Origin of the sequence: Leptospira paudalimensis (assembly GCF_026151345.1) — a bacterium.
GTDB lineage: Bacteria > Spirochaetota > Leptospiria > Leptospirales > Leptospiraceae > Leptospira_A > Leptospira_A paudalimensis.
In genome coordinates this window covers 956,105-968,342 of the sequence record NZ_JAMQPR010000001.1, presented here as the reverse complement: position 1 = coordinate 968,342, position 12,238 = coordinate 956,105, and the positions used below count along the sequence as shown (strand labels likewise).

11 protein-coding genes are annotated in these 12,238 nt (G+C 34.1%); 6 read left to right on the top strand and 5 right to left on the bottom strand.

From position 1 onward, the window contains the following. Positions 1-3: 3 nt before the first annotated feature. A complete protein-coding gene (locus ND855_RS04390) occupies positions 4-882 on the bottom strand; it encodes an NADH-quinone oxidoreductase subunit H (RefSeq protein WP_265357354.1) in 879 nt (292 codons plus the stop codon). A 4-nt stretch (positions 883-886) separates the two neighbouring features. After that, on the bottom strand, positions 887-2,602 hold the full coding sequence (locus tag ND855_RS04385) for a proton-conducting transporter transmembrane domain-containing protein (RefSeq protein WP_265357353.1): 1,716 nt from the start codon (positions 2,600-2,602) through the stop codon (positions 887-889). 438 nt (positions 2,603-3,040) lie between these two features. Between ND855_RS04385 and ND855_RS04380 the strand changes: the two genes are divergently transcribed. The 3 genes from ND855_RS04380 to ND855_RS04370 are packed head-to-tail and all read left to right on the top strand — an operon-like array spanning position 3,041 to position 7,120. Next, positions 3,041-3,718: an ABC transporter ATP-binding protein gene (locus tag ND855_RS04380; protein WP_265357352.1), complete on the top strand. Its 678-nt coding sequence runs from the start codon at positions 3,041-3,043 to the stop codon at positions 3,716-3,718. Positions 3,719-3,729: 11 nt separating this feature from the next. Then, entirely contained in the window at positions 3,730-6,180 is a 2,451-nt protein-coding gene (locus ND855_RS04375; RefSeq protein ID WP_265357351.1) for an ABC transporter permease, read from the top strand. Positions 6,181-6,217: 37 nt separating this feature from the next. After that, entirely contained in the window at positions 6,218-7,120 is a 903-nt protein-coding gene (locus ND855_RS04370) for a hypothetical protein (protein ID WP_322113521.1), read from the top strand. 18 nt (positions 7,121-7,138) lie between these two features. On the opposite strand, the gene ND855_RS04365 is transcribed toward ND855_RS04370, so the two are convergent. Together ND855_RS04365 and pyrE are read right to left on the bottom strand one after the other, a co-directional pair. Next, a complete protein-coding gene (locus ND855_RS04365) occupies positions 7,139-7,891 on the bottom strand; it encodes a hypothetical protein (protein WP_265357349.1) in 753 nt (250 codons plus the stop codon). Beyond that, positions 7,888-8,448 carry an orotate phosphoribosyltransferase gene (pyrE, locus tag ND855_RS04360; protein WP_265357348.1) on the bottom strand — a complete coding sequence of 187 codons (561 nt, stop codon included), beginning with the start codon at positions 8,446-8,448 and terminating at the stop codon, positions 7,888-7,890. The genes ND855_RS04365 and pyrE overlap by 4 nt, the downstream gene beginning before the upstream one ends. A gap of 452 nt (positions 8,449-8,900) precedes the next feature. Between pyrE and ND855_RS04355 the strand changes: the two genes are divergently transcribed. Beyond that, positions 8,901-9,548: a TetR/AcrR family transcriptional regulator gene (locus tag ND855_RS04355; RefSeq protein WP_265357347.1), complete on the top strand. Its 648-nt coding sequence runs from the start codon at positions 8,901-8,903 to the stop codon at positions 9,546-9,548. Here ND855_RS04355 and ND855_RS04350 read toward each other — a convergent pair. Then, the gene (locus tag ND855_RS04350) at positions 9,545-10,531 is read right to left on the bottom strand and encodes a cytochrome-c peroxidase (RefSeq protein ID WP_265357346.1); all 987 of its coding nucleotides are present in this window, start codon (positions 10,529-10,531) and stop codon (positions 9,545-9,547) included. The two genes, ND855_RS04355 and ND855_RS04350, sit on opposite strands and share 4 nt — an antisense overlap. Before the next feature lie 289 nt (positions 10,532-10,820). On the opposite strand from ND855_RS04350, the gene ND855_RS04345 reads away from it, so the two are divergent. Together ND855_RS04345 and ND855_RS04340 are read left to right on the top strand one after the other, a co-directional pair. Beyond that, on the top strand, positions 10,821-11,168 hold the full coding sequence (locus tag ND855_RS04345; RefSeq protein ID WP_265357345.1) for an LEPBI_I2431 family sigma-54 regulated protein: 348 nt from the start codon (positions 10,821-10,823) through the stop codon (positions 11,166-11,168). A gap of 79 nt (positions 11,169-11,247) precedes the next feature. Continuing rightward, a complete protein-coding gene (locus ND855_RS04340; RefSeq protein WP_265357344.1) occupies positions 11,248-12,180 on the top strand; it encodes an ornithine carbamoyltransferase in 933 nt (310 codons plus the stop codon). The last annotated feature ends 58 nt before the right edge of the window (positions 12,181-12,238 follow it).

Genomic DNA, 12,238 nt, shown 5'->3' with positions numbered 1-12,238 from the left:
ATCCTATGAAAGTTTAACAAGTGTCCCCAAAATCAAAATCGCAATAAAAGCCAATCCCATAAATTCAGGTATCCAGGTCCATTTTCTTCGAACACTATTTGCTTCCCAAAAACCTATCAATATCGCCAAAAAAACTACTGCAGGCAAAATCAAAAATTCCTGATTGATTCCATTCAAGTAGTTTGATTTAAATAGTTTTGAATGTTCTAATGCTAACTTTACCAAAAAAACAAGTAATGCAGAAAGTTTTATAGAACTAGCTAATTCAAAAAATGCCAATTGTCGACCAGACGCTTCCAAAATCATTGCCTCATGAACCATGGTTAACTCTAAGTGAGTACGCGGATCATCAAATGGAGGTTTTGCTAATTCCGCAAGAATAGCAATAAAGGATAACGATAAAAATAGTAATCCGATTAATATACCTTGAGGTGTTTCCGAAATTTCGATATGGGATTGCGCAGCGAGTATCATGAGTATAAAAGTTGGCTCTACCATAACAGACAATAAAATCTCTCTTCCCGAAGCCATACCACCGAAGGAAGTTGCACCTTCCATTGCAAAACCAATATAAGCGAATCGATAAAGTGCTAAAAAAAATGGGATCAGAATAAATGGTGCCCATTCAAAGAGAACAATACTCCATATCATTAAAGATGAATATATGACGATTCTCGGAGCCAATTTGGAGATCGAAGAAAAGTAGTTGTTTACAACAGGAACTTTCAGAAAGGATTTACAAATCTCCAAATAAAATTGGATGAGTCTTGGTCCACGCCTACCTTGCGCATAGGCTCTTACTTTGCGAAAAATACCTGTTAACAAAAATGGAAGGCATACAAATAAAATGACTAAGTAAACAAAATGAATGTAACTCTCCACGATGTTATCCTTTAAAATCGCCGAAAATCAGTAATGAAAAAATAAAAATCAAAAACATAGAAGAAATCGCTAAATATTTACTTATATCTTCCTCTTTAGGCTCATTTGTTGAAGAAACAAATTTTGTACCAAAATTAAATATAAATGTTAGAGAATTGATGATCAAATTATCAACGATTGAATCTCCCATCTTATTCACAAAATACCTTCCCAAAGAATTTTTTAATGGCTTTGAAAAAACAGTCGATGGAACAGATAATTCGTGTCCCGAATAACCACCACCACAATCCCATGTTTTTCGTTTTAAGTCCGCGATATTTACCTGATTCCAACGATCATAAAGATAAAAAACGATTATGATAAAAATAGTAACCATTGATACAAAAGAAATATTCCAAAACCAATCGATCAATTGCTGATCGGCAAATGGTTTTAACATAGGTAACTCTATAAAAAATGGTAATGCCAATGGAAATAGATAAATCATTAAGGCAAGACTCAAAAGAGATATGTATAACCAACGTTTTTGCATATCTCCAAACGGAAGTAAGTTCATATTGTTTCGAGGAATAGACAGAAACATTGTTATATACAATTTAATATGTGTAAATCCACCCAAAACGATACCAAAAAAAATGAATATCATTGAAGGTAATAAAAACACAGAACGACCAATCGGTAGATCTAGTATTCTAGCATTTAAATAAAAGTATGTAGCTTCCGAAACAAAACCTAAGGTCCCAGGTAAAACAGCATAACTAAAAGTTCCTGCTCCTAATAGTAGAGGAGATATGCCAAGTAATCTACCAATACCTTTCAATTCATCACTGTTATTTGAACTGATAAGTCTTGAAACCATTCCTATTGAAAAAAGTTGAAATGTTTTTGAAAAAGAATGATGAAATAAGCTAAGAAAAAACAAAATCCTGAATGAATTGCTTAAATTCATTAAATCGACATCACCAGAAAACTGGAACATCCCAGTTATAATTAAACATAACCATAAAAAATTAAGTGATTCGATCGAACTATATGCCAAGGATATTTTAGGATCTTTGTGAAAGAAACTTGTAATTCCACCAAAAAAAATACCCAAGGCAGCTAAAGGAAATAACACTTGGTAGATGATTGGATCCAACTGATTTGGTAGGACATAACGATAAAATAACAATAAAGGAAATATTTCTAAGACGCCTGCAAAAGATCCGAGAGCATGAGATGGCCCTCCTTCGTTCACCTTAGGTAGCCAAATATGAAAACCGGAAAATCCAGATTTAATTAAAAGTCCGATTAACAATAATATAATGCCAATATTATCACCATCAGGCAACATCACCCAAGCAGATAAAAATAAAGCAGAAATACCTGAAGCCAAAAGTAAAGATCCTAAACTCTCGATTTGTTTTTTCCCATATTCAGTTCCAGAATAAATGAGGATGGTCGAAAATGATGTAATTTCAAGAGCTATCGGCATCATTAATGATTTACCAGATATATAACAAATACCCAAGGCAGACCAAAAAACTGCATAACCAACGGTTACTTTATTTTTTTCCTTGGGTTCATATGATTGAACAAGCATGAACGATGAAAAACCAATGTAGGCTTGGATAAACAGACCAACTAATATAGGGAAGTCGACAGATAGAATATCTTCGTTACTTAGGATCAATATGAGAAGTGGTGATAATGCGGCAATCCCAACAACGAAAGATCTCAAAATTGATATACGTTTATCTTCTAACATAAATTGACCAAAATTTAAATCCTGGATAGAGAATCATTTGATTTTTTAGGAGTTCTTCTAAACTAAATTGGGACGAGTGAAAGTATCGTTTTCCAAATTCTCTTGGAGTAAAAATACATTAGATCGCCAAAAATTGATTAAAAATACCTCTTAGCCAATAGAAGTCATATCAGTTCCATATTCACAAACGAATTTTTGGAATTTTTCACTGACCGAAAAAAAACTTAGAATTCCCTGGCACGATTTTAGAATCATAACAAAATGGAGTCCCTTAGCTTTGAAAACCCAAAAAAGGATCTAAAACCAAATAGGTACTCGCGGTTTCCGATCCAAATGGGGTTTTCATCTGTCTTATATTAGGGATGCGGTTCTAGAATAACAAAACTAAACGATGAAATTGGCAAATCATAGATGAATTATGCAGTTGATGTAAAAAATCTGAAAAAAAGCTACAAGCAAGGTTCACTCACAATTTCTGTGTTACAGAACATCCACCTACAAATTCCTGCGAAACAATTTGTTACACTCATGGGACCATCGGGGAGTGGAAAATCTACCTTATTAAATATCCTTTCAGCTATTGAAACTGCTGATGAAGGAAGTGTTCAAATTTTTGGCCAGGAAATGGTAGGTGTATCGGAAGGTAAGCTAACAGAATACAGGAGGGACCAAATTGGAATCGTTTTCCAGTTCTTTCATTTATTTCCCTATCTCACTGCAGTGGAAAATGTATCAATCCCCCTCCTCCTTTCGGGAAAGAGCAAAAAATACGCTGAGCAAAAATCCAAAGAAATTCTGGATATCGTTGGATTAAACCATCGGTGGAATTTTACACCAAAAGAAATGTCAGGAGGTGAAAAACAAAGAGTATCGATTGCCAGATCGATAGTTCATGAACCAAAGATCATTTTTGGTGATGAGCCCACTGGAAATCTAGATTCAAAATCCTCCGAACAAGTAATAGAATTATTCCAAAAATGTGTCTCTGATTTAGGCATAACAGTTTTTATCGTAACTCACAATGAAGAAATAGGAAAATCAGGAAATTCTAACTATCACATGTTAGATGGATCTTTAATAAAAAAATGATTCATTTATATTTGAATTTCATTTTTGGATATTTAAAAAATAATCCAAGCAAGGTGTTTTTTAATTTAGTTAGCATAACACTTGGAATCGCATTATTTGTCAGTACTCAAATTAACGGCTGGAAAGCTGAAAAAAGTTTAGTAGACCAAACGATTGGTTTCAATTCTCAAAATTTGATAGGGCGATATGTACCCAATGCAACGCAAGGTGAAGTTGATTCAAAAACATTATTTTCCTTAGATTCAAATTTGCCAGAAGCATTCCGTATAGAACCAGAGTTATTCATAAAGGGATACACTAGTCTTACAGACAATCAATCATTAAGCCTTCCTATCATTGGCCGAGACCTAATTTCATTCAATATCAACTTTAAAAACCAAGTTAATAGAGAAAATTTTCCAAAATATTTTATCAGTAATTCATTACTACAAAAAATCAATTCTAAAACCCCGAAAGTTTCCATTCATTTATGTAATCAATTGCTAACGATCAATCTTAATGATATGATTCCAATAGACAGTGATGGATTATTCATTGTTACAGATATTGAACGATTACAGACTATTTGTGAATTAAAAAATACATATACTACAATCAACATATTAATACAAAACGAAGCAAAAATTGAATCCTGGAATTTAGACTTCTCTCATTTACTCAAAAATCAAAATTGGAAATTTGAATCAATCAATGAAATCAAAGACAGAGCTGGCGTTGCTCTCGGTTCATTGAAAATAAATTTAACAATCATCTCTCTAGTTTCTGTCCTTATTTCTTTTTTTATGGTTTCCAATATTTATACAGGGATCTTTTTATCTCGAAAAAAAGAGTTCGGTATTTTACTTTCGATTGGAGGATCTCGTTTAAACAACTTTTTTCTATTTATGACTCTCGCTTTACTCTTGGGATTGATTGGAGGAATCATTGGAACTTTTTTCGGTATTACATTAGCAAATTTTAATTTTTTTCAAACATCAACCACACTTACTGATTCCTCGCAATTAGAATCATACAGAGAATTCCCAAATGTGATTTTAATGTATGGAATATTGTTATCCATTGTTGGCTCAACAGTAAGCGCGTTATTCAACGCATTAAAGGCATACCACATTTTACCAATCGAATTACTGAAAGACAGGGATGAATCACAAACGCACACGAAATTCAACCTACAATTAAAATGGTTTTTCTCATTTTTCCTCATATTTTTAGGAACCGCTATTGGGTGCATAAAGATCCAAAAGCAAATTCTACCAGGCCTAACAGGTGTATCATTTGTAATACTAGGTTTCATTTTGATAAATTACGTATCGATTCCCTTGATAGTGAAAGAGGTAACAAAATTTTCAGAGAAACTCAATTTATCAGCTAGTTTCCTTCTAGCGATGAAAGAAATTGAAATGGAATCTTGGAAAAATGGTTTAACTATTTCGACAATCATGTTAGCAACATCTTTAGTATTTACGTTATCTAGTTTGACATTAAGTTATGAGAGCTCACTAAAAAAATGGATCGAGGAAGAGAACCAATCCGATTTTTCACTAGTCAATGAAAAAAAATTAAATTCTGGTGAACCAGGAGTTTCAATTCACCTACTAAATGAATTAGAAAAAACAAATTTATTTAGTCAGGTAGAACCATTTTTCATAAATTCCAAATTCATTATTAATGGCAAATATTTCACCTTACATGTATTAAACTTCAAAGAAAACGAAAACAAAGAAGAAATTTTTGTTTCTAAAAACTTATGTTACCTTGAAAAGATCTGCAAAGGGAATCTAATAAAAATCAGCACTCCCAACAAAGGTATGATAAACTTAAAAGTGCAAGATGAAAAAGAAAATTTTTTCTCCGAGAGAGGAACTATTATTATGGATTATTCATTATACAAATCATTATTTCCAATCCAAGAATTAAACTCTATTCGATTAAGTTTCTCAGATTTATCCAAGAAAAACGAAGCATTACAAACAATTCAACAAATTGCAAGCGAAAACGAGCTCATTTATTTGGACCAAGAAAAATTAAAAGAACTCTATTTATCAGGAATGAATCGAGTGTTTTCTGTGCTTGATTCGCTAAAACTCACGGCAATTCTTATTTCACTTTTATCCTTAGCCACATCAATTTTTTATTATGTAAAAGAAAAATCTCGAATTCTAGCTGGTTTAAAGGCCATTGGAATGAATTTCTTACAATTATTTTTCTTATTATTTTACCAGACTACATTTCTATTAATTGCTGGAATGACGTCTGGAATATTAAATAGCCTAATACTCTCACCTATTGTCATATTCGGAATTAACCAAAATGCATTTGGATGGGATTTGATATTTACTTTCCCAGTTCACTTTGTAGCAAATCTACCGATCTTAATACTTTTATATGCAACGATAATAACGATTATCCCTTTCTATTTTGTTTACAGAATGAAGATTTCAAATGAGTTGAATTACGAATAATTCTTTACCAAAAATCTACCTTACTTAATTTTAAGACATGGCAGGAAGTATTAAAGTTTGTTTGGATCTTGCAGACATGATTCGAAAAGAGAATTTAGAATCTCGAGAAAAAATCCCAACTTCTGATACTCATTTAAGAATTTGGTCATCTCAACTTGCTCGCACCGAGGAAGATATAAGAAAACTTTTAACTTCACTTCGAGATAGCCACTATATATTTGTAGTATCAATTGTATCACCAGACCCTAATTTGTTTGTTTACGGTGAGGATGCTTACGTATTTGCTGAACCATTCATTCTAAATGAATTAAAGAAACATTCAGAAGAGTCATTGGAAAAACTTTATGAAGCGAGTAATTACAAGCGGAAATCCGCGTTTCAAATCACTCGAGAACTGTTCCCAAAAATAAAAGAATTTAACAACACTCCTTTAGGTCGTTCGATTAACTTATCAGTAATGTTGGAAGAATTCCAAAGGATGTTAACTGCACAAAGTTACGAATATACTGACCAATGGAGAAGAAATAAACTCCAAGAAATATATAAAGACGAAGTATTAATTGCAGAGGAATTAGCAAATAGTGCAAACTTTAGAGAGAATGACCCAACTAAGCGAGCGATAGACCAATTAAAAGACCAGGCACCAAAAGAGAAAATTGATTCAAATTGGGTAAAGGCAAAAGAAAACTTTTCTACTGAGTTTTTACTTAGAGTTCATTTCAGAAAATATGAATTCGATATTGTTAAAAAATTAATTCAAAGCGGAAAGCTAAAAGAAGCAAAAGACATAAAATATGTCAGAGATACAATCCAACTAATGGAAAGCAGAATGGAACAAGACAATCTATTAAAACGATATGCTAACGATATGATTGAACTAAGGCGTTATGCCCAAGCAAAGCTAAATATGATACGCCAAGGAGTTGGTTCAAAACAGTGAGCTTAAATAGCAACCGTATTAACTTTTAAACCAGCCTACTTTATCAAGTTGCGTGTATACTTGAAAGAAAAATACAACTAAACTGATAAAAATCAATCTTCGTTTTAAAGAAAACTTACTATCGATATGATTTTCCTTTTCTGGAGCATAAAGTAAGTAAATGATTAAATTAACATTAAAAAATAAACCAAGAAAATTTGGATTTAGAATTGGAAACTTTACTTTTACTATAGGTATGTAGAGCATCACAAGTACAACCACACTTGGTATGAAATAAATAGGAGTTTTTCGATTCCACAAACTATCTTCCGTTAAATCTTCATCTCTTTTAATTCCGGAAATCTTTTCTAAAATCGAAATCAATTCCTCTCGATTTTTAATATTTACAATTGGATGGATTTTTTCCTTCGTTTCCAAAATAACACGATCATATCCACGGAACTTATCTAATGTGATTTTTTCTAAATCTTTGATTCGAATTGATGCACAATTGCCATTTGAATCAAATTGTTTGAGTAATCCACCGTCTAACTCCACTTTTCCACTCGAAAGAATTTCTATTTGTTTCAAATAATTCCTACGAAGAAACCAAAAGAAAAGAGCCAGAAGTGGAACAAATAAAGTGAAAAACTGAACACGTCCCTCAACTGGAATTTGCAGACTATTATAAGTAACAAAAAGCAGAAATAATACAACGATAGTCCAAGTACGGGTCAGTAATTTTTTCCGAAAATAGGTTACATCATATATAAATGTCTTTTTTTCACTCATTTGAAAAACTCACTCTTTGTAAAAATGGAAGCCATGGAGACATTTTCTTTCTCCAAATTTTCCCTTCCACCTTCCTCTCGATCGAGAATACAAATTCCATTTGTGACGGTTATCCCCGCATCCCTCAAAACTTTAACAGCTTTTAATGTGGAACCACCAGTTGTGATCACATCATCAACAACCAAACAAGATTTCACTTCCTTCCAAAATCCTTCAATTTGTTGTCCTGTTCCATGTCCTTTGGACTCTTTTCTTACAACAAGTGGAAAAATCGTTTTGCCCCTCTTTCCATAAGCCAAAGAAATCGCATATGCTATGGGATCTGCACCAAGAGTTAAGCCTCCAATTGCTTGGAATTCAACATTTAGTTTTGGAATAATTTCATCAATGAAACAGTCTGCTATGATTGCTAATCGTTCAGGATGGAGGGTTACCTCTTTACAATTAAAATAATGTTGAGATTCTAATCCACTGGCGAGGCGAAAGGGTGTTTCAGAAAATCGATACACATAGGACTTCATCCATGAAAATAATTGATCACGATAAGTATGGGACATATTCTAATTATATTCCCTATATCGTGCTGAATACAAAATTTTATCGCTCAAGCCTATGTAGAATTTCACAACTGAGAAAGGAATTATTGGAATAACCATATCAATCCCCAATTCTCGACTTATTTAAGGGTAAGGGACCCACTTCCCTTACCGATTCAGAGACTCCCTTCCCTAACACGAAACCATTTTGTAAACCATTGGAGATTATCCAATTTTAAATTCCTAAGTTTTACATACGAAGTATTTTTACAGTCAATGTAAAATTTCATTGACTGTAATTATATGCATACAATAAATTTACAGTCACTAGATTATATTTCCAACAAAAATTAGAGTAAAACCGAATGGATTTGAATTCTATTTTCGAATTTTCGACCAGACATGACGGCAGTTTTCTTTAATTCCTTCGGTAATGAAGGTTTTTTAGAACCAAAGGGGGCAGACCAGTAACTATGGAAAAGAAGATGTTGAACCGATTGCCTCTGCGAATTCGTAAAAAGCAAAATACCGAAGAAATGATCCTTTTGGTTGCGAAACAATTGTTCCAAAAAAAAGGATTCTCACAGGTTACTGTACCTGAAATTGCAGATGAAGCCGATGTCTCGGTGAAAACAATTTTTAATTACTTTGGTGCAAAGGAAGAATTAGCCTTTCGAGACGAAATTCAATTCTGTGACCAACTCATCCTTAGCCTTTTGTCTCGAAAGGAAAATCAGTCTGTTTTTGATGCATTCCAGGAATTTATTTGGTCTCTCATACAGTCCATCGACCCGGACCAAATCATTGAATCTTTGCCTGGATTTCATCCTTGGATGGATGACCCTGCCTTGGAACAAAGATACCTTCAGTTATGGGAAAATTATGAAAAGCGAATCACTGATGCTTTACAATTGGAATTTGGTTTTGCCGAATTCGATCCAACATTGCGAGTGATTGCCTGCCAAATGGTGTCTGTATTACGTACACTTGGTTCCAAGGATTTTAAAAACTATTTAAAACCAATCCCAATGGCGCTTCGTTACCGAGCTCTGGAAAAATGGACCCTAAGATCCTTCGAATTACTTTCGGGGATCCGGGACCATTTTCAGAAAAATGACTAATTGGCGCGATTCTTGTCTGCCAAAGTTCCTAAAAACAATACGATCTTTTTTGTTTCTTCTTCGGAAAGATTGATTCCTAATTGGTGGTAAGCCATTTTTTGAACAGCTTCTTCAATCGTAGCAATTTTTCCATCATGAAAATAAGGTCCAGTTAGAGTGATATTTCTTAAACTTGGAACTTTAAAAACAAACTTATCTTCGGGTTTTTTGGTAACATTAAATCGTCCCAAATCTTCAGTTTTGTATTCATTTACTAAACCGACTTTTCTGTAAGAATTCCCTCCGAGTAAATTTCCAGAGTGGCAAGATGTACAACCAGCAGCAAGAAAACTCTTAAACCCTTCTTGTTCCGCTTTGCTAATTGCTTTAAAATCCCCTTTTACAAAGTCATCAAATCTAGAAGGAGTTACGAGTGTCCTTTCAAAAGCAGCAATTGCTCCTGCAAGATTATCATAAGAAACTGGATCTTTATCATTAGGAAATGCTTCCGCAAATAACTTTGGGTATTCAGCATCTTCATTGATTCGTTTTATTACGTCTTTTTCGGATGGCATCGCCATTTCCACTGGATTCAAAATAGGACCTTTGGCTTGTGCTTTTAAGTCAGCCGCTCTTCCATCCCAAAATTGGACAAAGTGAAATCCAGCGTTTAACACTGTTGGTGAATTACGATCGCCATTTTTGCCGAATGCACCAGGAGAAGTGGGAAGATTGTCTACACCTGCGGATTTTCCTTCAATATTGTGACAGGAATTACAGGACTGAGATTCATTCATTGAAAGTTTTTTCTCAAAATAGAGTTTTTTACCGAGTGAAATGAGTTTTTCAGAATCATTTTCAGACCCTGGCATTTTTTCGGGTAAAGCACCAATGATTTGTTTCGCCTTTCCTTGGATTTCTTTTGTCTCTTCTGAAGGGCCACAAAAGACCAAAGAAAAGAGTACAGCAGTCATTAGAAAAGGTGTAAGTATTTGTTTAAGCATATCTTTCCTCTATCGGCTATATACCGAGAAATCAATTATATGGGCAAGTGAGATTTATCCTCCTTGTATTGAAAAGGAAAGGAGGAAGTCCACCTTTCCTTGTTAAAACTTGGTAAAATGAAGGCATTTTTCCTCTTTTGTTCCTTTGGGGATGCTAATGGAATCGGCATTCGAAGGCAAATGCATGGCATAGTCGTGCTTTATCGATGAAAACAGCAATGAATGCTAATCCAAGCTCATTGGCACGATTTTTGCATCCAATGTTTGTACAATCGTTAGGGGGCTTATTATGTTAAATACTAGAAGAACAGAAAGAATACCATCGATCGAATGGGATGACCTAGTCTTAAAATTATTTTCTATCAATGAAAAACCAGAGTTTTTGGTCACAAAAATTGGGAACATCTCTGAGCTTGGAGTGAGCAGTTGGATCCAACACGAAATTGGAGTAAAAGAAAAGGATCAAGTAACTGGGGTCATTGAAAGTGATTTAACAAGGTCTAGAATTTCATTCAGAGGAAAAATCGCTTGGATGAAAGAAACTGAAAACGGAATCCAATTTGGGATCAAATTTGCAGAAGAGCTAATTTTACCGAATTTTATCATCGCAAGATCAATGGCGGAATCGGCAGCATAAAAAAACGAATTCTTCGTTCCAATCAGAAGACTTTCCTCTCGATTTAGGAACTATACAATCCGATACTTGTAAGGTAGCTATGTCCCAAGTGAAACATTTGATATCCTGGCAAGATTGGTCTGATGGAGAAATCCAGGAACTCCTAGACTTTGCAGTGTATGTAAAGAAAAATCGGGTGTATTTTTCAGGTCATATGTCTGGACGTTCTCTTGCAATGTTGTTCCAAAAAACTTCCACGAGAACAAGAGTATCTTTCGAAGCTGGAATGACTGAACTTGGTGGTCACGCAATATTCTTAGATTGGATGGCATCCAATTTTTTACTTTCTGACATTGATTTTGAGGGAAGGTATCTTTCGAGTAATGTTGCCATCATTATGGCACGTTTAAAAAAACACGAAGATTTGTTGGTGTTGAAATCGGGATCTACTGTTCCTGTTATCAATGGCTGTTGTAATTTATTTCATCCCTGTCAATCCTTAGCGGATATTCTAACAATTGTAATGGACTCCCCCAATGACTGGAAAAAGAAAAACTTATGTTATATCGGAGTTCATAATAATGTAGCCAATTCACTTGTTGAGATTACCGCCGCATTAGGCATTCATTTGATTCTAGTTACACCCATTGCGTCCAAAGAATCGATTGTTACGGATGCAATTGAAAGAGCAAAGAAAAAAGGCACTGTTTCTTGGGAAATGGATGTAAAAAAAGCAGTATCGAATGCTGATTATGTTTACACAGATACTTGGGTCGATATGGAATTTTTCAATGATCCAAAGTTTCAAAAAGAAAAAGAAGAACGGATTCAAATGATGATGCCTTATCAAGTGAATGCGGAACTTATGAAACACACAAAGGCCAAAGTGATGCACGACATGCCCATTCATGCAGGTTATGAAATTACGAGAGAAATGGTGGAAAGTGATCGTTCGATTATTTTCACTCAGGCTGAAAATAGACTCGATGCACAAAAAGCAATCATCTTAAAACTACTAGAAAATCATAACTAAATCAAACAGCCAAATACATATCAATATCTACGCTAGAAATCTATCGAGACTTGGAATT